Here is a 21350-nt window from a genome sequence, read left to right on the forward strand (position 1 = left end):
GATGGCAATCAAAGATCACTATGGAATACCCAAGCTAGATGGGTTGTCATTGATATTGCTTTGCAACAATGCTCAGATGTTAATTAATTTCAGAAGAGATTTGATTTTAGAGTTAATTCATACAGGTGCTGAGGTTCATTGTTTAGCTCCAGATTATACAGAAGCAGAAATTTCAAAACTAAGTGAAATAGGTGCCATATGTCATCATTTTTACCTTGTTCGTAATGGCATGAATCCTTGTCAAGAAATTAAATCTCTCTTCTCTATTATTAAAACAATAAAAAAAATTAATGCTGATAGTCTCTTGGCTATTAGCTCGAAGCCAATTATTTGGGGATTACTAGCCTCGAGATTTGTTGGTATAAAATTCCGCTCTGCATTATTCACGGGCTTAGGTTATGCATTTACTCCTGACCATCAATTAAAATCAAAAAAATTGAAGATCATTCTCATTTTTTTATACAGGATATGCTTACCTATTGCGGATAAAATTATCTTTCAAAATAAAGATGACTGTCATGAAATTACTCAAGCATGTGGCCTAAATCCTTGTAAAACTTTAATCATTAAAGGGACAGGCGTTAATCTTCAAGAATGGTCGTATTGCGAGCCTTTTTCTCGTCCATTAACATTTACTTTAGTTGCAAGATTACTCATTGAAAAAGGAGTATTAGAGTTTTTAGAGGCATCTAAATACTTAAAAGCTCTGTATCCTCAAGTTCGATTTTGGTTAATTGGTGGACTAGATAGCAATCCGGGGAGCTTATCTGAAGCACAAATTAAGGAATTTACAGAGCTTGGTATAGTTGAGTGGTTTGGCTTTGTTAATATCAAAGAGTATCTACCCAGTACTAGTGTGTTTGTCTTACCTTCCTACCGTGAGGGTGTTCCCCGCAGTACGCAAGAAGCAATGGCTATGGGTCGACCAGTGATTACTACGGACGTGCCAGGCTGCCGTGAAACGGTTATTGACGGCTATAATGGTTACCTTATTCCGCCTCGGGATGTGAATGCCTTGATAACTGCAATGCGGAAATTTATTGAACAACCTAGTTTGATTCCTTCAATGGGGTATCATAGCTATCAAATGGCTTTGGACTTATTTGATGTCAAAAAGATTAATGCTCAATACCTCAAATTGCTCAGTTCATGTTAGTTTTATTAGGATATTGCAACTCTTTTCAAAAAAGTGAAAGATGCCGAAATTAGCGAAGGTGAGTGCATGATGCTTAATTTTTCTGATACTTTTAAGATTGCTGTGATTGGCTTAGGTTATGTTGGTCTTCCTTTGGCCGTTGAATTTGGCAAGAAGTACTATACTATTGGTTATGATGTTAATAGCCAACGTATCGCTGAACTTAAGCAGGGATATGACAGAACAGGAGAAGTCAGTGACACTGATTTGCAAGCGTGTTCCTTGCTAATGTACACAACCTATCTCGAAGATTTAAGAAAATGTAATATTTTTATTATTTCTGTTCCCACTCCAATAGATTATTACAAAGTTCCAGATCTTGAACCTTTAAGAAAAGCTTCCAAGAGTGTTGGTCAGATTTTATCACCTCAGTCTATAGTTATCTACGAATCTACTGTTTATCCGGGTGTAACAGAAGAAGTTTGTGTTCCCATCCTTGAGCAGGAATCCAAACTAAAATTTAATCAAGATTTTTTTGTTGGTTATAGCCCTGAACGAATAAATCCGGGGGATCATAATCATCGTTTAACCACAATTAAAAAAGTTACCTCTGGTTCAACACCTGAAGTTGCTGATTTAGTTGATCGCCTATATGCATCAATTATTCCAGCGGGAACACACAAGGCAAGCTCGATTAGAGTGGCCGAAGCGGCAAAAGTAATTGAAAATATTCAACGAGACATTAATATTGCTTTTGTGAATGAGCTATCTATTATTTTTCACCTATTGGGCATTGATACAGAAGAAGTGTTAGCTGCTGCAAGCACAAAATGGAATTTCTTGCCCTTTCGTCCGGGATTGGTCGGTGGCCACTGTATTGGTGTTGATCCCTACTATCTAACTTACAAAGCAGCAGCTTGCAATTATCACCCTGAACTGATTCTGGCTGGTCGCCGTATCAACGATAACATGGGCTTTTATGTAGCAGCGCAATTTCTGAAGTTACTCGTCAAAAAGGGAATTGACTTACCTAATGCTCGTGTACTTGTTATGGGACTAACCTTTAAGGAAAATTGCCCCGATTTACGCAACACACGTGTCGTTGACATTATCAAAGAACTGCAAAGTTATGGCCTAGAGGTTGATATTTACGATCCTTGGGTAGATCCCCAACAGGCCAAGAGAGAATATGGAATTTCCCTTATTGAAGAGTTATCTCATCAGTGGGATGGAATCATTATTGCTGTTGCCCACCAGCAGTTTCATGAAATGGGTAGTACTGGCATTCGTGCTCTCTTGAAAACACCGGGAGTTCTTTATGATGTGAAGTGGGTATTATCGAAGGAAGATGTGGACGGTCGCCTTTAGCTACTTTTTGTCATTTGAGGAATCAAGATGGATATTTTGGTGACGGGTGTTGCTGGGTTTATTGGCAATGCAGTAGCACTGGAACTACTTAAGCGGGGCGATCGCGTGATTGGTCTCGATAATCTGAACAACTACTACGATGTCAACCTTAAGAAAGCTCGCCTTGAGCGACTCAGCCCTTTTACGGCAGGTGAGCAATTTGTATTCAGAAAAATTGACCTCGTAGATTGTACAGGGGTGAACCAACTCTTTAGAGACTTTACCCCCCAACGGGTCATCCACTTAGCAGCGCAAGCGGGTGTACGCTACTCGATTGAGAATCCCTTGGCCTATATTGACAGTAATATTGTAGGTTTTATCCACATTTTGGAAGCCTGTCGCTACCATCAGGTAGAGCATCTCGTCTATGCCAGCACCTCAAGCGTCTATGGTGCCAATAAAAAACTGCCTTTTTCGGTTCACGATAATGTTGATCACCCCTTGAGTCTCTATGCGGCCACCAAGAAAGCCAATGAACTGATGGCACATACCTACAGCCACCTCTATGACCTGCCCACTACTGGACTGCGCTTTTTTACCGTCTATGGCCCATGGGGGCGCCCCGACATGGCACTCTTTAAGTTTACGAAAGCCATTTTGAATAATGAACCGTTGCCTGTCTTTAACTATGGTAACCATCGCCGCGACTTTACTTACATTGATGACATTGTCGAGGGGATTCTACGGGTGCTGGATCGACCTGCCACACCCAACCCTTCATGGAGTGGCGAAAATCCTGATCCGGCCACTAGTCTCGCACCTTGGCGTGTTTACAACATTGGTGCCCACCGCCCCGTCGAACTCCTACGGTATATTGAACTCTTAGAAACCTATCTTGGGAAGAAAGCGCAGTTAAATCTTCTGCCTCTGCAACCGGGCGATGTCCCCGATACCTACGCGGATGTGCTCGAACTTAGGGCAGACACAGGCTACGAACCCACAACTCCTGTTGAGATAGGCGTACAGCGATTTGTCCACTGGTATCGTGAGTACTATGGTATCTAACGAGTTGAGTTTGCCCTATGTCAAGTGAAAATAACCATCTGTCTTTGCCCTCTGAAGCCGCTCGGGCAAGTTTGTGGCAGCCGCAGCCAATTGATAAAGTGACCATTGATCAAGTACTTCGCGGGCTGAAGCGGCGCTCAGCAGTTGGCATATTGGCAGGTGCACTAGTCTCAATTGGCTTTTTGGGATACTCTTACCTCTTTTTGAGAAGCTATCGACACTCTGTGTTGGTGCAGGTTGAACCTATCCAATCCTCAGGCGCTCGGCCAGGAACATCTTTAGAGTCACTCCGTCAGCTTGCTCCAATATCCCTGCCCCTTTTGTCAGCTGAAACAAAAGGTGATGTGGCAACTTTGGTTCAGGTACTCAATAGCGACATTGTTTTGCGTCCAATTTATGAGAAATTTTTAGTAGCAAATCCTGATCTAGATCCAAAAAAATATTCGTATCAATCTTTTATTAGATCCTTGAAAATTCAGCCAGCGAAACTAACCTCAGGTAATAGACTACTAGATCAGTCAAGTCAAAAGATTATAGAAATCCAATTTTCTGCAAGAGAAAAAGAAAAGATAGAATCACTCCTAGGAATCCTTGTTGAAGAATTAAAAAGATTTAGTGAAGAAGAAAAGCAGAACCAAATAGCGGATAATCTGCGCTATGTTAACCAAGAAATTCAGAAGACCCTGAGTCAAATTGATGATCTGGAGGATCAACTTAACCAATTTCGCTTTCAGAATCGGGTAGTACGACCTGACTTAGTTGCTTCCCAGTTTACCTCTGCAACCTCTGGCAGGAGCGATCTTGAAACTTATCTTAGTCTTTTGGATAATTTGATCTCTGCAAGAAATGAAAATAGAGTAAAATTGGAGTCAGCTCAGGCAACGTTTAACTCCCTCGAAGCACAGTTAAGGTTGTCTCCTACTGAAGCACTTGCTGCCGCCAATCTAGCTGCTTCTCAAAGCTATCAGGAGTTGCTCTTAAAATTAACAGAAACGGAAACCAAGCTAGCTGGGGAGCAGGCCAAGGTGAATGAAAACTCACCGACGGTGCAAGCGCTACAGGAAGAAAAACGACTACTGCTAGAGCAGGCCAGACAGGAAGCGCGACAGATTACGATTAGAAATCAGGATCAAGTTCGTCAACCCGAAACGCTGATTGGTTATCAAAGTGCCGTTTCTGGGTCTCTAATCGAGAAGTACATAGAGACTAGAATTGAGCTTGAAGCGCTGCGGAGGGCGGATGCTGAATTAAGCAACCAAATTCAGGCCACCGAGGCAGAGATATCGCGAGTAATACGCCTTGCCAATCCTTACCGCAAGATTGAGCAACGTTTTGCAGCAGCACAGGAATCTCTGAGGTTATTACTGCAAACTCGACAGTCCCTCCAACTGCAGATTGCGCAACGAGACTTCACATGGCGAGTCCTCTCAGATATTGACAACAAGGAAGAATATCAGGTAACCCAGCGTTTATTAGTGGCATTGGTGATAGCTTTGATGCTGGGGGGAGTGTCGGGGCTATTCTTGGCTCTAGTGATCGATTGGTTGGATGATCGCTTCCTAGAAGTGGAGCAGATTCGCCAACAAACTCCCTTGCCGATTCTTGGCGAGATTCCTCTGACGAAGACATTTGATCAATTGGCCTTTAGTCGCCTAGAAACACCGTTGACGCTCTGGGGATTGCAGCACCGTTTGCCGAGTGCCACACCTGCTTTTAGGGAAAGTTTTTACTTCCTGTTGACGCAGCTAGAGTCGTTGGGATTGCCGCGCTCTTTGGCAATAACGGGTACAGCGGGCAAAGAAGGACAAACGACCCTTGCGATTTACCTTGCGGTTGCAGCAGCGGCGATGGGAAAACGGGTCTTACTGGTGGATGCCAATTTGCGTCAGCCCAGCATGCATCAAGGACTTGGCATTCCCAATGTCGCAGGCCTAGGGGAGTTGTTGCAAGGGGAAATGCCTTTTCCCCACTGGTTCAGTCTTTTGGCAAACCGTGCGGAAAGACTCTGGGTACTGACGGCGGGTCAGGTTCAGCAAGAGCCGATGATACTGCTGAGTTCTGCGCGGTGGTTTGATTTCTTGGAGGGCGCTAAGGACACCTTTGACTGCGTGATTCTGGATGTGCCGCCGATCTTGGCTGCTGCGGAGGCGCATCGGGTTCTGGCAGCGGTGGAGCGGGCGCTCTTGGTTGTGCGGTTAAAGAAAACGCGACGCGAAGCTTTTGCTCAGGCACTGCAGGCTTGTGATCTGAGCTTACAGCAAAAGCTGCTTGGGATTGTCGTCAATGGTGTAGCTGTCAACCACCGAGATTTCAGAGGTTATCAGAACAGTGCTGCTGAGTCAGCGGTGGCACCCCTCGCTGTCTAAGGTCTCACATCTCCCTTTCGGGGGACAAAATAGCCATTAAAACAGGCCCAAAGAGTAGGGCATGGGCAGCTAAGGTGAGGCCGGTCCAAAGAAGGGGAAGCCAGCGCCAAACTCCTGCTTCTAGGGGCGGAAACAGGGCATAGGCTAGCCAGATGAGGGTTGGCGGTAAAATGATGAGCAAAATAGCTAACACAAGGCCAACAACGGTGACCTGAGAAGAGGGGCGGTGGAGCGATCGCCAGCCTGTACCTGTCCACTGCCAGCGAAAAGCGATCGCCCCATCTTCAAGGCGAGCCGTTTGGCGCTCAGGATTAAGGGTAAAAATGTGGCGGCAAAAGTTACAGGCATGGGTTTCCATGAGCACCATTGGGGCAATTTGGCCATGGCGGCAAATGGGGCAGGGGTAGATGCCGTGGTGCTCAAGGGGCTTAGGGAGTGGTTCCACCATGAACCTCAGCGGTCTGGGGGTGGAGGCGTTGCTGCTGGAGCCCGCGATAGAGACGATTGAGGGCATTCATATAGGCATGAGCCGAAGCAACAATAATATCTGTATTGGCGGCATGGCCCGAGTAAATGCGATCCCCGTGTTGCAGGCGAATGGTCACCTCACCGATAGCATCAATTCCCGCGGTCACTGACTGCACGGAATACTCAATGAGGCGATTGGGAATTTGCACCACGCGGTTAATGGCACGATAGACGGCATCCACAGGGCCTGTGCCAATAGCGGCATCTGTCAGCTCCTCACCACTGGGCAGACGGACGGTTACGGTGGCGGTGGGGCGGGCGCGATCGCCACAGGAGACCTGCACAAATTCCAGCTGGTAGCCTTGAACATCAATGGCTTGGGTTTCATCTTTAACAATAGCTTCTAGATCCCAGTCAGTGATTTCTTTTTTCTTGTCGGCCAGTTCCTTAAAGCGCAAAAACGCCTTATTGAGTTCCGTTTCACTGAGTTCAAAGCCCAGCTCGCGCAGGCGGGTGGCAAAGGCATTGCGACCAGAGAGTTTACCCAAAACAATTTGGTTATCGGCAAGGCCAATGAGCTGGGCGTCCATGATTTCATAGGTTTGCTTGTGCTTGAGGACGCCATCTTGGTGAATGCCTGATTGGTGGGCAAAGGCGTTGGCACCGACGATCGCCTTATTGGGCTGAATCAGCATGCCCGTTAGATTGGAGACCAAGCGGGAGGTTTTGTAAATTTCGCGGGTGTTGATATTGGTCAGGGGTGCTTCCGATTCGGGGGGACGGCCTAGGAAGGGATTGAAGTACTGCCGCCGCACATAGAGAGCCATCACCAATTCCTCAAGGGCAGCATTGCCGGCGCGCTCCCCAATGCCGTTAACCGTACACTCCAGTTGCCGTGCCCCATTTTTGACTGCTTCGAGGAAGTTGGCAACGGCCAAGCCCAAGTCGTTGTGACCATGGACTGAAATGACGGCACGATCAATATTCGGCACGTTTTCCTTGATGCCTTTGATCAGGGCGCCAAACTCGGCGGGGGTGGTGTAACCCACCGTGTCGGGAATGTTAATTGTTGTGGCACCGGCGTCAATCACCCGTTCCAAAACTTGATAGAGAAACTCAGGATCCGAACGCCCGGCATCCTCAGGGGAAAACTCAACATCATCCACAAAGGACTTGGCATAGGCCACCATTTCGGGGGCAATTTCCAGTACCTCAGCGCGGGTTTTCTTCAGTTTGTACTCTAGGTGGATATCCGAGGTGGCAATAAAGGTGTGAATCCGCGGATAGTAGGCGGGTTTGAGGGCTTTTGCTGCTGCTTCAATATCTTGGCGGGTGGCACGAGCCAAGCCACAGATCACCGGCCCCGTTTCGGTGCCCACGGTTTCAGCAATCCGCTGCACCGCCTCAAAGTCACCGGGACTGGCAAAGGGAAAGCCTGCTTCAATAATATCCACCCCCAGTCGCGCCAGTTGACGGGCGATCGCCAGTTTTTCATCCACATTCAGCGAGGCACCCGGCGACTGTTCACCGTCCCGCAGGGTGGTATCAAAAATTAACACCCGGTCAACCGTCTGGGGAGGATATTTAATACGCATAGACAAGCCCTATCTAAGCTTGAGAAAGAGTAGCAGTCATCATTTACTCTAACATTTTCGCTGGGGAGCGATGCTTAGGGAACTTGCCAAATGCGTTGGTGGTAACTGGGCAAGTGATCCAAGTCCACGGTTGATCCATGGTGATGGTGGTGAGGGTGATGACCCCCGTGATCATGGCTGTGGGAGGGGTGCTCATGATCCTGATGATGGTGGTGATGATGGCTATGGCCTGCCACCAAGCGGAATTTGCAGGCTTCACAGTTCATGGCCACCTGCCCCGTATGGGTTTCAATTTCCCGCTGCCGCGTGAGATAAAATAGTTGCGGATGCAGGCCAATTTCCGGTAGGTTCACGTATTCAACACTGGGATAGGCGGCTTGGGCTTCTGCGGTAAGGGTATAGATTTTCTTGACTAGTGCCCCTGTAAACATGAAGTGGGGCAGGACAATGACGCGGCGGGGCTGGTAAAGATTCGCCCGCCCAAATCCTTCGGGTAGGCGGGGATGGGTAATGCCAATAAAGCAGACCTCAACGGTTTTGTAGCCACTGCCTTCCCAGAGCATGCGGGCTAGCTTAAAAACATCGCCATTGGCATCGGGATCACTGGAGCCGCGTCCCACCACTAGGAGAACGGTTTCTTCGCGGCCAATGCCTTGGGGATTAAATTCTGGTGAGTCCAAGCGTTCAAGGCGCGATCGCCACAGGGTTAAAATTTCGGGGGCAATGCCATAGTGGCGGCCATAGTGATAGCGCAATTGCGGAAACGCCCGCCGTGCCCGATCCAACTCATTGGTAACGTCAAACTTATTGTGGCGAGCAGCAAAGAGTAAAACTGGCAGCACTGACAAGTCTGTATGGCCTGCGGCAGCACACTGGCTGAGCACCTCAAAAATCGAGGGTTCCGTTAACTCCAGAAAACAGGGAAAAACAGGCCGGCAGGGATCCAGTTGATAATAGGCTTGGGCAAAGTCCAAAAATGCTTGGCGACCTTCCGGATCGCGCGTCCCATGACCGACGAGTAAAAGCGGTCGAGATTGGGGGAGAGGGGGTAAATCGAGGCTAAAACCGAGGGGATTGAGAATGGAATCGTTGAGCGTAACAACCACGTTGAAACTCCATGCCCGTGCGACGCAGGCAAACAGAGTGAACCACAGCAAGTAGGCATTCTGGCTGAGGGGGGTTCCCCATCACAGCTGCGGCACAGCACCAGACTTGCACTGGATTTTCCCTACAGGCTGCTCTTCACAGTGAACGTTGCCAATTGTAGCGAGATTCTCAGACCCCTGTCTATGCAGGGGGTGGGCACATGAGAGACCTATAGCGCCGCAGCATCGAGAACGCCAATGGTCTGGTCGTAGATGGCTTGGGCTTCTTCGGGGGTGTTACCAATGCTGACGAGTCCCAGCTTACCAAATTCCGAGAGTGCCCCCATGAGGTGAAAGACAGTGCCCGTTTCGGTGCTGGAGTCAAAGTGGAGTTGATAGCGGGCAATCATATCCAAGAGATCATTGGGCAGGAGGCCGCGATAGTGGGGTTGGCAGAGGTTATCGGAGGCAATGTAATACTTGGGACGGCGGTGCTTGCTGTAAAACAGTCCAGAGGCTAGCTCATAGTGGCCATCGGTGAGGAATTTTAAGGTCATGAAGGGGTGCGTAGTACCACCCTTGCGCAAGTTAATTTCAATGGCGTAAAGCTCCCACCCTGCTGTTGTTTGGGTTGCAACAACGTCCACACCAAAACAGCCGATCACCCCCTGCTGTGCCAAGTACGTCCCTACCTTTTGCCCCAATTCTTGGAGTTGTTGGCGATAGTCGGCATGGGCGGGAAATTCACAGCCAATGAAAATTTGACCTGTGGGGGCATTGAGTAACTGTTCATGGGTGGAGACGATTTCAACACTGCCTTTGGGGGTAATACAGCCTTGGACACTGGGCGATCGCTTGACTGTCCCTTCCACAAAGGCTTCGACAATGCCACCCAGATCCATAAATCGCTGCCGATAGGAGAGCCAAGTTTCATTAGGCGCCTGAAAGACCATCTCCTCTAGGCTATTTTCAATCCGTTGTAGATGATCGGGGGTGTGTGGGCTGCCAAGGGGGCGCAGTGGGCGCAGATCAAGAAGAGCATTGCCTTCTCCGGAAAAAGCCTCATTGAGTTTCACCACCACCCGTTGCAGTTCAGGAGATTTCTGTTGGAGGTGAGCGATCGCCCGCACCAGTTCCGGTACCCCCTGCAAAAAACCGCTGCCCATCGGATGGGGAATGCCTGCGGCCGCAAAAAGTTCCCGACTGCCCGCCTTGGTTCCCCAGTAGAGGAGGTCGGGATCCGTCGAGTAGAGGGGAATGCCTAAGCGTACCGCCAGTTCCCGCTCCAAAGGGGTGGAGTTAAAACACACCATGTAGGCTTGGTTGGGACGCAGGGCTTGACGGATACGCTCCAAAAGGCGAGGCCGCTCTAAAATTTTCGCAGTCAAGGGTTTATCGGAGCGATCGTAGGTGGCCAGCAGCAGCAGGCGATCGCGGGCATGGGAACTGGGTACGCCGGGGAGTAAATCCAGATAATAGTCAATAATGCTGGGGTGCAGTGGCTGGGACGTCACGTAGATCATGCGGGTACGCGGATTCCGCAACTGGATCAGCGTATAGAGTTGCCGCTCCTCGTAGTGGGTATAGCCGGTGATCTTGGCCAGCTCCGGTTGGGGAAAGCTCAGGGAAGGCACCACCACAATATCGCGCTCAATGCCGCCGGGACCCTTGGGTAGTTCAGGAATAAACGTTTCTGTCCCGTCCCAGCACTCCAAGAGTCGCGTTTGCAGTTGGCGGAATTCCTCAGCAATTGACATCAAAACGCCCCTATGCCCTTGTCCCTAGTTTAGGGAGTTTGAGTCGCACTCATCGCTTGGGGGGCATCTTGTTCAAACTTTCTTTACTGAGGAACGGTGCTTCGTTTGCTCAGCTTCAATGTTTCTCATAAGATGCCTCGCAAGAGGATAGTTGATAGTCTGATTCTGGCGAAGCCTAAGGAGAGTGCCCGTGAAAAGGATCACAGGATCACGGGGAACTTGGGCACAAAATTAACCCACTTCACCCAGATCTAGGCCTCAGACTCAATCGGGAGTGCTTCTAGTTGAACATAGCGGGCGCCGGCAAACACCTCACGGGTGGTGCGGCTATACCAATTGCGAAATGAGGGTCGCTTGAGAATGGGGCGCGTCCAGTGACTACCGCCTTTTAGAACAAAATGCTTGCCATCAAAGTAGGGCGCAGAATACCCCCGGTAGGGATAGCTCTGGAACTCCGGATAGGGGGCAAAGGGACTTTGCGTCCACTCCCAAACGTAGCCCTGATTCAAGAGTCCCTGCTGAGCAGCAATCTCCCATTCCCGTTCACTGGGGAGACGTTTGCCTTGGAAATGGCCATAGGCTTCAGCCTCATAGAAACTGAGTCCCCACATAGGTAAGTCCAAATCCTCAGGAACGGGGTAAAAGGGTGCTGTGATCCCCTCTGCTTCGCGCCATTCCCAACCACTGCTGGACCACCATTCCCGCCGCTGATAACCACCCGCTTCCACAAAGGTGAGAAATTCCCGCCAGGTCAGCGGTGCCGCATCAATCGTAAAAGGAAGTAGTTCGACACTCTGGACTGGCTGCTCGTTATCAAGGGCTAAGAGGTCTTCACTGCCAATGACATAACTGCCAGCGGCAATCCGTTGCCAAGACTGAGGCGAGGATAGGAGAGGGGGCAAGGTGGTGAAAATCCCCTGCATCGCCAGCACCATTTGCATTGTTTCACTGTGTTGGGCTTCATGCTGCAAAATCCACCACCAGAGACGGACTTCCCGTTGCCACTGCTCGTCGCTAAGACTGTAGAGGCGATCGCCCGTCTTTTGGCGAATCTCTGCTAAGTAGTCAAGTAGCTGGCCACGCGGCGGTAGATGCTGTCGTTCGGCCTTGGGGCGGCCATCGGCGGCATACCAATAGCGATCGCGATCGCTCACCCCTGAGGATTCCGGCAAGAGCCAAAAAGCTTCTGTGTAGCCAATGTGTCCCAAATGCCACCCCACGGGACTATAGAGGGGATGGGGCTGCGCACAAAGGACGGCCTCGCTCAACTCAGCCACAAGTTGGCGTGTAAATTGCCGCTGGTTCTGAAAGGCTTGCCAAAGGGCTTCGCGATCCCAAGGATTAAACGGGGTTGAGGTCTCAGAAGGTATAAATCTCTGGTTCACTCTGCAAACTCATCAACAGCAGTTTATTTTCGGGTAAAGGATACCACTCCGTTTGCTGATCTACCGGCTCTGAGGTGAGTTGAATTTTCTCGGCATCCTGACTCCAGTACAGGGTGGGGGGTGGTGTGCCCCGCGCACAGCGGGTGGCGAGAATATAGACGCCATCAGTCAGAATCATGGCGGCACTGACACTGGTACGCGCTGCCTGCGCTAGGGAAAAAACAATTTGCAGTGTTTGCCGCAGTACCATCAACGGTGACAGTTGCGGATTCAACACCAATTCATTGCAAAACAGGGCAAAGAGGTGCTCAGAGTCTGTAGAGCCTTCAACAATGTTGTAACAAATATCCGACAGGCGATCGCGCATAGGGCGGTAGAGGGTTTGGCGAAAGTTCTCGATAAAGCCATTGTGCACCCCCAGCCAGCGTCCCCAGCGAAAGGGCTGCGTATTCGTCATCTGCACGGGTTGACCCGGTGTGGCACTGCGGACATTGGCCAAAAAACAGGCAGATTGAATGTAGCGGCTTAAATGCTCAGTAAAGTTAATATCATGCCACATGGGCAGCGTTTGCCGATAAAGAAAGGGGGGCACATCTTGGCGGGCAGCATACCAGCCCACCCCAAAGCCATCGGCATTTAAGCGTCCCGCCGTCATTTCGCGGGGTTGATAACTTTGCACCAACAGGGAATGGGGAGCATCCACCAAGGCATGGGCAAGGGACGTTTTGCGCCCCATATAGGCATAAAGACGGCACATAAATTAACATGTAAGCTTGATAGGAATACCTTACCCCCGATTCTAACTTTCAGCAAAGGATTTTTCAGGGCGCTATATCCAGTTTGAGAGCTGGCAGTAAAGCTTGCTAGAGTGTAGAGAAAAAAGGTTATCTGCAATCAATGAACCCAACGGATTCCCTAGAGGATGATTTTCCCGACGTCGAAGCCATTGTGCCCCCTGAGCAGTCCCAAGCCTTGGGGCGATCGCAAATTCAGCGCACCTTGGTGATCACAGAAACAGCCTTCCTTGCCAGTACCGCTGCCCTGCTGTGGGTGATTAACTTTTATTTGCCCATTGGTCCAGTCTTGCGCCTATTTTTTCCAATTCCCATTGCCTTGGTGTATTTACGCTGGAACCGCCGAGCGGCTTGGATGGCGGCGATTGTCAGTGCCTTGCTCCTTTCTGTGTTGATGGGGCCACCCCGCAGTCTGCAATTTCTCTTGCCCCACGGCATGATGGGGGTGATTTTTGGCGGCTGTTGGGCAAAAAAAGAGAGCTGGGGACGCTCAATTCTCAGTGGCGCTGTGATTGGCACCGCAGGATTTTTCTTTCAGATTAGTCTTGTGTCCATTCTGCTCGGGGAAAACCTCTGGATTTACTTCAATCAGCAGGTCACGAATTTCATTGATTGGGTGCTGGTCAACCTCAACCTGCTGCTGGAGCCAACGGTGACCCTGATCCAAGTCGTGGCACTGCTACTTGTCTTTTTCCAGTCCACGGTGTATGCCTTAGTGGTGCATATTTTGGCATGGACACTGTTGGAGCGATTGGGCAATCCGATTCCGGATCCGCCCCCGTGGCTGCGCACGATCCTTGAAGACCCCCGCTAGATCCTTTCGAGACAGCGACGCTGATAGAGGGCTTGGGGAGTGGCACTGCCGGTACAAAACAGCACGGTTTTCAATTCCTCAAGGATAAAATCAATGCGTTGCGCAAGTGTCTCCTCTGATTGATGGGCGGCCTGCAAAAAGGGGCGCGCTAAACCGGCAAGACCAGCACCGAGGGCAAGGGCCTTGGCCACATCAATGCCATTTTGAAGTCCGCCGGAGGCAATTAGGGGCGTATCTGGTAGGGCAGGATGAATTTGCTCCAGACACTGCGCCGTAGGCATGCCCCATTCGGCAAAGGCCTCTCCGAGGTACTGCTGACGCCCATCCTGAGCACGCGCTGCTTCCACCTTAGCCCAAGAGGTTCCCCCTGCCCCCGCCACGTCAATAGCGGCTACTCCCACCTCCACGAGTTGCTTGGCCACGTCGGCACTGATACCATTGCCCACTTCCTTCACAATCACCGGCACCGGCAGGGCACGGCAGAGAACACCAATTTTCGTCAACAGTCCCTTGAAGTTGCGATCGCCCCCCGTTTGGACGGCCTCTTGTAGGGGATTGAGGTGCAAAATCAAGGCATTCGCCTCTAGGAGATCAATAATCTTTTGGCATTCATTGACGCCACAGCCATAGTTCAACTGCACCGCGCCAAGATTGGCTAAGAGGGGGATAGTGGGTGCCTCTTGACGAATGGCAAACGTGGTCGCCACCTCTGGATGCTCCAGCAGCACTCGCTGGGAACCGACACCCATAGCAATTCCCTTTTGTTGCGCCACCCGGGCTAAACGGCGATTGATGTCTCCCGCTTGGGGGGTGCCACCGGTCATGGAGGAAATCAGCAGGGGGGCAGCGAGTCGCCAGCCCAAAAACTCGACGCTCAGATCAATCTCGGCAAAGTCCAGTTCGGGCAGGGCACAATGGCGAAAGCGATACTTCTCGAAACCGGTGGTGATTTCTTGATGACTGACATCACCTTGAATACAAAGCTCGAGGTGCTCGGCCTTGCGCTGCTCAATGGGACTGCTCACCACTCGTGTTCCTAAAGTTAGGCTGCACCAACATTATAGAAGGCAGCTCAGGGAGCATCCCTATCGGCATTAACGGAAAACCGTCGGCACTCTCAACCCCGCTGCCAACAATTTCAGGCCATTGGCTGCTGCATCGCGGTAACGCAACTGACCGCAGAGAATTTGCCCCATCCGTTGCAGGGCGCTAGGACGTTTGATGGCCACTTCATAGGCCATGTGGGGCATCCGATAAAAAAGAGTTGCTAGACGTTTTGCCCAGACCATATCTGCTCCCCACGCCTGTTGGACTTGACGGGAATAGTCTGCGAGAGCCTCTGGATCACCATTGAGGGCGCGATCGATGGCTTGGGCGGCCAACATGCCGGTCAACAGCGAGGGACGAATGCCTTCGGCAGTAAACGGATCAACGATACAGGCCGCTTCCCCGGCAAGGAGGGCATTTTGGGTGTGCAGGCGCTGGTGCCGCTGCCAACAGTAGAGGGGGTGGCCATAGACCTTGACTTGACTGAAATCAACGCCAAAGGTTTCAGCATATGCTGCCCCGATCGCCCTCAGATTTTGCTTGCGTTTTAGGGAAAACGTGCCCACACCAATCGAGTAGCCCTCCCGTTTAGGAAAGTTCCAAATGTAGCCATTGTGAACGCGACCAAAGTCAAAGTGGGCTGCCCTCAGGGAATGATTGGGCATGGCTGCTTCAACCTCAATGGCTGCTCCTATACGCTGCTGACGATGTTGGAAGCCCAACCACTTGGCCATTGAACCTTTGGCACCATCACAGCCAATCAAATACTGCGCTGTGAAATCCCCCTTGGACGTATGCACCTGCCAGCGATCGCCCCCCCACGTTAGACCTGTAACGGGAGTTTGAGCCGCTACCTGCGCCCCCTGTTGCTGCGCCTGTTGAATCAGAAAATGATCAAACACATCGCGGCGCACCATCCACACCGCTTGCTCTGGGGGCAGTTCCAGCACTTGCGCTTCCCCACCCTGCCACGTACAGACCATTTGCGTCAGCTTCAGCGAGATAGCAGGAGTAAAGTCAAAGTCAAACCAAGCTTGCACTTGGGGCGACACACCTCCCCCACAGGGCTTGTAGCGGGGCAGAGCTTCCTTTTCCAGAACCAACACCCGCCAGCCTTGCCTAGCCAAGTGATAGGCAGCCGCACCGCCCGCAGGGCCTGAACCAACAACAATGCAGTCGTACACCACAGGGTCACTCCTCAGTTGCTTTGCGCAGATGCTCAAAAAATAGCAAAAATCACTTAAGAGAAGCTGATCTGACTGGATTCGTAGTCGGGGGGTTCGACGTGGATGACAATGCGAGCCGGCCCATAGCGGTCTTGCAGCAGGGCTTCAATTTGCTCAGTAATGTCATGGGCCGTGGGAATATCTTCCGCCTCGACAATTAAGTGCATCTCAATAAACACTTGCCGTCCCACCATTCCCCGCGAGCTAATGTCATGGCAATTAACCACACCGGGCACGGTCATCACTAGCTCATGGATAGCTTCGGGGGCGATCGCCATCTCATCCACCAGCCAAGGAATGTTGCTTTTGAGAACTTCCCACGCACTCCAAAACACAAGGGCCGCGACGGGAAATGCCAACACCACATCCAGCCAATCCCAATTGAACGTCCACACCCCAATCAACCCCAAAAGAACAATAATCGTTGTCCAGACATCGCTCAGGGTATGCTTGGCATCAGCAATGAGCACGGAATTATTCAGCTTGCGCCCCATGTGGTGTTCATAGAGAGTAAGGCCGATATTCATGCCAAGGACAAGGATCACAATCCACAGTTCTGCCCCTGTGATCGTCACGGCACTGCTTTTATGCAGCAGGCGCTCAACCGCACTTTGTAAAATCTCAAAGCACACCATGCCCAGAAAGGCGGCAATCCCCAATGCACCGAGGGCTTCAAACTTTTGGTGACCGTAGGGATGGTCGCGATCGGGATGGGGGTTAGCCCACTGCATGGCCACTAAGCCCAGTATGCTACTCCCGGCATCGGTCAAGCTATGCAGGGCATCGGCCTGTAAACTCAATGAGCGACTGAGAACACCAACAATGGCTTTAATGGCCGTCAGGGCAACATTGACCCCTAGCGCCAAGAACAATACCCGCTGGGCTTGTCGGCGGTGGTCGGCCACGGTGCTCACCTAACTGAGTGAACTTAAGGATTGGCTGTCTGGGGAGGACGCGCTGATTGGGTATTGCGTCGCTCTGCTAGGATGCGTTCATTGAGAACGGCTAGCGCCCGTGTAAATTGAGGATCACGATCGGTGGCAATGTCATCGCGCGTCAGTTGTTCCCGCTGCTGCTCCGTGAGTGTGACTTCAATATCGGGTTCAATGCCTTTCTTGTTAATATCACGACCACTGGGGGTAAAGTATTTGGCGATCGTCACTGCAATCCCTGCCCCGTCGCCCACCGGCTGGACGGACTGCACCAAGCCTTTCCCAAAGGTGCGTGTTCCCACCAACACGGCACGGCCATTATCCTGTAGAGCACCTGCGAGGATTTCGCTGGCACTGGCCGAGCCGCCATCAATGAGCACCACAAGGGGCTTATTGGTCAAGAAGCCGCGACCGGCACGTAAGCGTTCTGCTTCCCCTTGGCGATTGACCGTAGAGACAATATCGCCCTGCGGTAGAAACATGCGGGCAATTTCAGCGCTAGCAAAGAGTAGGCCACCCGGATTGGAGCGTAAATCCAAAACATAGCCTTCAACGCCTTGCTTTTCTAACTCCCGAATGGCAGCGCGCATTTCTGCTGCTGCATTGGAGCTAAAGGTGACAAGGCGAATATAGCCGACAGGCCCTTGGGGAGTTTGGCGTAGGCTGTGGCGAACGGGATGAATTTCAATGCGGGCACGGGTGATCTCATAGTTCAAGATTTGATCGCCCCGCTGGATCGTCAGGCGCACTTTTGTATTCACCGGGCCACGGATCATGCTGACAGCTTGGTTGAGATCCATGCCCTTAGTGGATTTGCCATCAATTTTCAGGATCACATCCTTGGCCATTAAACCCATCTCAGCGGCGGGACTCCCTTCAATGGGGGAAACCACGGTGATTTCTTTGGTCTTTTCGTCCTGGGTAATGGTGATACCTACCCCTGTGAGTTCACCAGAGGTTTCAATTTGCATGGAGCGAAACTGCTCCGGATCCATAAAGCGGGTGTAGGGATCATTGAGCTTCTCGAGCATTTCCCGTGCCGCTTTGTAAGCATCCTCGGGTTTGGTGTAGTTCCGAGAGAGAAACTCCCGCCGCACGGCACGCCAGTCATTGCCATTGAAGGTGGCATCAACGTATTCACGGTCAATGACCTGCCATACTTCATCCACCAGTTCCTTAGGACTTTGGCGGAAACCCGCTAGGCTACGGGACCAGTGCAGACCCGCACCCGTGACAGCAACCAATGCCGTCATGACCACTGTCGTACTGACAACGAGCGTGCGGTGTGTGATTCCCATATGATTCGTCCTAAATTTTCGATCCTTTAGCCTACGCCCAATCTAGCACAAAGACTTGCCTTGGCCGTTGGCGATCGCCAGCTAAGTTTTCCGACGCGCAGCAGGGTCAAAAAGTGCCTAGACCCCCAGTTGTTGGCGAATGCAGTAGTTCACACTTTCATCGAGAACCCGCTGTGCCCGCTGTTGGCTAGGAGATTGCGGTTGACTGCCATTGGGATCAAGGGTTTGAAAATCAGTGTAGCTCAATCGCTCTTGAATGTAGTTGATGGAGCACTGACAAATGTTATTCATCACTGAACGGGGCACAATGGGCGCTGATCGCCGGCCACGCTCGATGCAGGTATTCATAAAACTATTCACCGCCACTGGGGGGTAGGGTTGGGGAATGGCGCGTGCTGGCAGTTTCAAGCTAGTGGCTAAGCTGCTACTAATTAAGATTAAAGAGAAGAATTTCATAGGTAATAGACCCTGACGCTAAGACATCCTCGTCATACCCTAGGACGCCCTTCTTCATGCAAAAAGTTTCAATCAGTGAAGGCGCGATCGTAGGCTGCATTGGAACCCACGAGCATTGAGCCAATCCCCGAATCGGTAAAAATTTCTAGCAACAGGGCGTGGGGCACCCGGCCATCAATAATGTGCGCTGCTTTCACCCCTTGAGCGAGCGATCGCACGCAACAGGTGACTTTAGGAATCATCCCGCCAGAGACAACCCCCTCTTTAATGAGTTGCCGCGCTTCGGCAATATCAAGGCGATAAATGAGAGTACTCGGATCACGATAATCCCGTAAAATGCCTGCGGTATCCGTCAGTAAAATCAGCTTCTCAGCCCCCAAAGCCGCCGCAATCTCGCCAGCAACAGTATCAGCATTGATGTTGTAGGCTTGCCCAGTATCATCGGCAGCCACACTGGAGATGACGGGAATATACCCCTTCTCCACTAGTGCCGTAATCACGCGGGTATCCACGCCTTGGACTTCACCCACAAAGCCGATGCTCTCTTCTCCTTGGGCACGGGCACGAATCAGGTTGCCATCTTTGCCGCACAGCCCCACCGCTTTACCGCCCGCCTGATTAATCAGGGTGACAATTTCCTTGTTGACCCGACCCACCAAGACCATCTCCACCACATCCATCGTTGCGGCATCGGTGACGCGCAGCCCATTTTTGAATTGGGGTTCGATGTTGAGCTTAGTTAACCACGCATTGATTTCAGGGCCACCCCCATGAACCACCACCGGCCGAATCCCCACATAGGAAAGAAAGACAATATCGCGAATCACCGAGTCTTTGAGGTGCTCCTCCTTCATGGCGGCACCGCCGTATTTAACGACAAAGGTGCGTCCGGCAAAGGCTTGGAGATAGGGCAGGGCTTCACTGAGAACACGAACGCGATCGCTATCGCTGAGCATAGAGTTTTCTTTTGTCCGTCTAAAAACCTAAGCAGGGATCAATGGGGGGCTGAGCAGAGGGGGGATCTTCCTCAGCCGCAACTGCTAAGCGGGCAGCCAACCCTGCCGCAGAATCGCGAATCAGTGACCAAATCAGCGGCGCCAGCCACCCCCGCAACATCACTGAGCAGGAAATCTGACTCCCCCAGACCGTTGATTCTAAACGATAGGTTACCCGTTCCTCTACCCCCGGCAAGACCAAAATGCGAATACTCAACAGTTTTCCCGGTGATACCCGTTCGACAAAAATCTGAATCGGCCACGGAATCCAACGGGTCATGGCTTGGAAAATAAACCCCGGCTTGGGTACGAGTCCGTAGGGCACATTGGTGCGCAAAATCAAGGGATGCCACGACACATCGGCCAAATTCACCACTTTGCGCCAGATCAAATCCACCGATGCCGAGCTAAGGGCTTGGTAGGTGCCCGCCAACGGCCAACTGTAGGTCATTTGCGGTTTTTTCTTTTGTTGACGACGGCGATCGGCCACAGTCTCGTTACCCTGCTATTCCTGACGATTTGGACACCACGAAAGAATAAATAATCGTCTGAACCCTTGATTGATCCAAGAGCCTTATCTATATTAGAACGGAATTTTCCGAGCAGGAGTTTCGTAACTCTGTGTAACGATTATTTTTCTAAACGCACGGCATACCACTGAAGGTAGCCACCATTGGGTAATTGCAGTTCACAACCCGTTGTCATGAGGTGGTGGGCACGACTTTCCACATCGGGCAAAGCAAGTAGATCCGGCGTTAGGGAAACATCGGTTCCTGTTAAATACTCCACCAGCTTGGCCTGTAGCTCCATCGGTGTGAGAAAGGTCTCATCGCTGACAGTAGATTCAAGGACAACATACATCTCTTCAGTGAACATAGCGAATGCGGTTAAGTTGACATTGATTACATTGGAAATGATCCGCGCAGCAACGCTCTGCCTTTACTGGGCTGGCAGTGCAAACATCTGTACAGCATAGACTTCTCCGTGAGCTGAGTTCAAAGCAATGCCAAAGCCAAAGCGGGTAAATTCAGGCCGCAGGATATTTTGGCGGTGCCCCTCACTATACATCCAGCCTTTTTGGAACCGCTCAATCAGCTTATAGTTGAGCACCAATCCGGGGGTGCCCTTCTGCTCCATGATATTTTCACCGACGCCACCGCGTCCCCCCAAGGCGATAAAGCGATCCATTGGGGATTGCCCATCGGGATTGGTATGGCTAAAGTATTGGCGTTTGAGCATATCTTCGGCATGGCGTTGTGCTGCCTCTGTGAGTAATTCATCGGCAACAAGGGGCGGCAGTCCATTGAGCTGGCGATCGCGATTCACCAATTGCAGGGCAAAGGCTCGTATTTCCGCAAGGGAGCGTTTTGGCTGAGCAGCAATGACATCCACCTGTGGAGCACCAATTTGCCAATCTTGCCCCCCTTGGCCATTGTTCAAGTAAAAATACTCCTTGGCCGCTGCAAGGGCAATGCCGAGCATTAAGGTGACGTACAAGAAGACCTGTAGGCGTTGTTGATTGAGGTGGCGGCCAGCCATGGCTGCGAAGCTTGTTAATCTATTGTCAGTCTATTGTCAGTGTACG

The 21350-nt window shown here is 51.0% G+C and carries 20 protein-coding genes and 1 riboswitch; of the genes, 5 read left to right on the forward strand and 15 right to left on the reverse strand.

From position 1 onward, the window contains the following. The first annotated feature begins 1 nt into the window (after position 1). From RHJ02_RS03960 to RHJ02_RS03975, 4 genes are all read left to right on the forward strand, one after another. Entirely contained in the window at positions 2–1156 is a 1155-nt protein-coding gene (locus RHJ02_RS03960) for a glycosyltransferase family 4 protein (protein ID WP_302678915.1), read from the forward strand. A 69-nt stretch (positions 1157–1225) separates the two neighbouring features. Then, complete coding sequence (gene tviB, locus RHJ02_RS03965) at positions 1226–2503, forward strand: Vi polysaccharide biosynthesis UDP-N-acetylglucosamine C-6 dehydrogenase TviB (RefSeq protein ID WP_190278335.1); 1278 nt, start codon at positions 1226–1228, stop codon at positions 2501–2503. Positions 2504–2530: 27 nt separating this feature from the next. After that, positions 2531–3547, forward strand: a complete 1017-nt coding sequence (locus tag RHJ02_RS03970) for an NAD-dependent epimerase (protein ID WP_310800482.1) — start codon at positions 2531–2533, stop codon at positions 3545–3547. A 17-nt stretch (positions 3548–3564) separates the two neighbouring features. Continuing rightward, positions 3565–5913 carry an AAA family ATPase gene (locus RHJ02_RS03975; protein ID WP_310800483.1) on the forward strand — a complete coding sequence of 783 codons (2349 nt, stop codon included), beginning with the start codon at positions 3565–3567 and terminating at the stop codon, positions 5911–5913. A 4-nt stretch (positions 5914–5917) separates the two neighbouring features. On the opposite strand, the gene RHJ02_RS03980 is transcribed toward RHJ02_RS03975, so the two are convergent. The 6 genes from RHJ02_RS03980 to egtC all read right to left on the reverse strand — a co-directional run bounded on the left by RHJ02_RS03980 (position 5918) and on the right by egtC (position 12960). After that, a complete protein-coding gene (locus RHJ02_RS03980; RefSeq protein WP_302676738.1) occupies positions 5918–6361 on the reverse strand; it encodes a hypothetical protein in 444 nt (147 codons plus the stop codon). Then, complete coding sequence (locus tag RHJ02_RS03985; RefSeq protein ID WP_310454388.1) at positions 6342–7976, reverse strand: 2-isopropylmalate synthase; 1635 nt, start codon at positions 7974–7976, stop codon at positions 6342–6344. The genes RHJ02_RS03980 and RHJ02_RS03985 overlap by 20 nt, the downstream gene beginning before the upstream one ends. 74 nt (positions 7977–8050) lie before the next feature. After that, positions 8051–9082 (reverse strand): sirohydrochlorin chelatase, encoded by a 1032-nt coding sequence (locus RHJ02_RS03990; RefSeq protein WP_310800484.1) that lies wholly within the window; start codon positions 9080–9082, stop codon positions 8051–8053. A gap of 32 nt (positions 9083–9114) precedes the next feature. Then, a riboswitch (cobalamin riboswitch) is annotated at positions 9115–9256 on the reverse strand. 35 nt (positions 9257–9291) lie between these two features. Continuing rightward, a complete protein-coding gene (locus RHJ02_RS03995; RefSeq protein ID WP_206201170.1) occupies positions 9292–10818 on the reverse strand; it encodes a peptide ligase PGM1-related protein in 1527 nt (508 codons plus the stop codon). Positions 10819–11069: 251 nt separating this feature from the next. Beyond that, positions 11070–12203, reverse strand: a complete 1134-nt coding sequence (locus tag RHJ02_RS04000; protein ID WP_206201171.1) for an SUMF1/EgtB/PvdO family nonheme iron enzyme — start codon at positions 12201–12203, stop codon at positions 11070–11072. Then, a complete protein-coding gene (egtC, locus tag RHJ02_RS04005) occupies positions 12178–12960 on the reverse strand; it encodes an ergothioneine biosynthesis protein EgtC (RefSeq protein ID WP_310744856.1) in 783 nt (260 codons plus the stop codon). Before egtC ends, RHJ02_RS04000 begins: the two co-directional genes overlap by 26 nt. Positions 12961–13100: 140 nt before the next feature. Between egtC and RHJ02_RS04010 the strand changes: the two genes are divergently transcribed. Next, positions 13101–13811 carry a DUF2232 domain-containing protein gene (locus tag RHJ02_RS04010; RefSeq protein WP_206201173.1) on the forward strand — a complete coding sequence of 237 codons (711 nt, stop codon included), beginning with the start codon at positions 13101–13103 and terminating at the stop codon, positions 13809–13811. Here RHJ02_RS04010 and fni read toward each other — a convergent pair. The 9 genes from fni to RHJ02_RS04055 all read right to left on the reverse strand — a co-directional run bounded on the left by fni (position 13808) and on the right by RHJ02_RS04055 (position 21304). After that, positions 13808–14836, reverse strand: coding sequence for a type 2 isopentenyl-diphosphate Delta-isomerase (fni, locus tag RHJ02_RS04015; protein WP_310800485.1), 1029 nt, complete (start codon positions 14834–14836; stop codon positions 13808–13810). The two genes, RHJ02_RS04010 and fni, sit on opposite strands and share 4 nt — an antisense overlap. A gap of 69 nt (positions 14837–14905) precedes the next feature. Further along, positions 14906–16042, reverse strand: a complete 1137-nt coding sequence (locus RHJ02_RS04020) for a geranylgeranyl reductase family protein (protein WP_206201606.1) — start codon at positions 16040–16042, stop codon at positions 14906–14908. Positions 16043–16098: 56 nt separating this feature from the next. Continuing rightward, a complete protein-coding gene (locus RHJ02_RS04025) occupies positions 16099–16989 on the reverse strand; it encodes a cation diffusion facilitator family transporter (protein WP_206201175.1) in 891 nt (296 codons plus the stop codon). A gap of 23 nt (positions 16990–17012) precedes the next feature. Then, positions 17013–18314: a carboxyl-terminal processing protease CtpC gene (gene ctpC, locus RHJ02_RS04030; protein ID WP_206201176.1), complete on the reverse strand. Its 1302-nt coding sequence runs from the start codon at positions 18312–18314 to the stop codon at positions 17013–17015. A gap of 117 nt (positions 18315–18431) precedes the next feature. After that, positions 18432–18722, reverse strand: a complete 291-nt coding sequence (locus tag RHJ02_RS04035; protein ID WP_206201177.1) for a hypothetical protein — start codon at positions 18720–18722, stop codon at positions 18432–18434. Positions 18723–18838: 116 nt separating this feature from the next. Further along, complete coding sequence (gene argB / locus RHJ02_RS04040) at positions 18839–19726, reverse strand: acetylglutamate kinase (RefSeq protein WP_310453304.1); 888 nt, start codon at positions 19724–19726, stop codon at positions 18839–18841. 19 nt (positions 19727–19745) lie between these two features. Beyond that, positions 19746–20216, reverse strand: a complete 471-nt coding sequence (locus RHJ02_RS04045) for an SRPBCC family protein (RefSeq protein ID WP_225901696.1) — start codon at positions 20214–20216, stop codon at positions 19746–19748. 179 nt (positions 20217–20395) lie between these two features. Continuing rightward, entirely contained in the window at positions 20396–20641 is a 246-nt protein-coding gene (locus RHJ02_RS04050; RefSeq protein WP_206201180.1) for a chlororespiratory reduction protein 7, read from the reverse strand. A 63-nt stretch (positions 20642–20704) separates the two neighbouring features. After that, positions 20705–21304 carry a CAP domain-containing protein gene (locus tag RHJ02_RS04055; RefSeq protein ID WP_206201181.1) on the reverse strand — a complete coding sequence of 200 codons (600 nt, stop codon included), beginning with the start codon at positions 21302–21304 and terminating at the stop codon, positions 20705–20707. Positions 21305–21350: the final 46 nt, after the last annotated feature.

Source organism: Thermosynechococcus sp. TG215 (assembly GCF_031583455.1).
Lineage (GTDB): Bacteria > Cyanobacteriota > Cyanobacteriia > Thermosynechococcales > Thermosynechococcaceae > Thermosynechococcus.

Excerpts from the sequence above, each read along its gene's own strand:
- argB (WP_310453304.1), bottom strand. The coding sequence starts at position 19,726 with ATGCTCAGCGATAGCGATCGCGTTCGTGTTCTCAGTGAAGCCCTGCCC.
- egtC (WP_310744856.1), bottom strand. The coding sequence starts at position 12,960 with ATGTGCCGTCTTTATGCCTATATGGGGCGCAAAACGTCCCTTGCCCAT.
- RHJ02_RS04010 (WP_206201173.1), top strand. The coding sequence starts at position 13,101 with ATGAACCCAACGGATTCCCTAGAGGATGATTTTCCCGACGTCGAAGCC.
- tviB (WP_190278335.1), top strand. The coding sequence starts at position 1,226 with ATGCTTAATTTTTCTGATACTTTTAAGATTGCTGTGATTGGCTTAGGT.
- RHJ02_RS03960 (WP_302678915.1), top strand. The coding sequence starts at position 2 with ATGGCAATCAAAGATCACTATGGAATACCCAAGCTAGATGGGTTGTCA.
- RHJ02_RS04045 (WP_225901696.1), bottom strand. The coding sequence starts at position 20,216 with ATGACCTACAGTTGGCCGTTGGCGGGCACCTACCAAGCCCTTAGCTCG.
- ctpC (WP_206201176.1), bottom strand. The coding sequence starts at position 18,314 with ATGGGAATCACACACCGCACGCTCGTTGTCAGTACGACAGTGGTCATG.
- RHJ02_RS04050 (WP_206201180.1), bottom strand. The coding sequence starts at position 20,641 with ATGTTCACTGAAGAGATGTATGTTGTCCTTGAATCTACTGTCAGCGAT.
- RHJ02_RS03980 (WP_302676738.1), bottom strand. The coding sequence starts at position 6,361 with ATGGTGGAACCACTCCCTAAGCCCCTTGAGCACCACGGCATCTACCCC.
- RHJ02_RS04055 (WP_206201181.1), bottom strand. The coding sequence starts at position 21,304 with ATGGCTGGCCGCCACCTCAATCAACAACGCCTACAGGTCTTCTTGTAC.
- RHJ02_RS03970 (WP_310800482.1), top strand. The coding sequence starts at position 2,531 with ATGGATATTTTGGTGACGGGTGTTGCTGGGTTTATTGGCAATGCAGTA.
- RHJ02_RS03985 (WP_310454388.1), bottom strand. The coding sequence starts at position 7,976 with ATGCGTATTAAATATCCTCCCCAGACGGTTGACCGGGTGTTAATTTTT.
- RHJ02_RS03995 (WP_206201170.1), bottom strand. The coding sequence starts at position 10,818 with ATGTCAATTGCTGAGGAATTCCGCCAACTGCAAACGCGACTCTTGGAG.
- RHJ02_RS03975 (WP_310800483.1), top strand. The coding sequence starts at position 3,565 with ATGTCAAGTGAAAATAACCATCTGTCTTTGCCCTCTGAAGCCGCTCGG.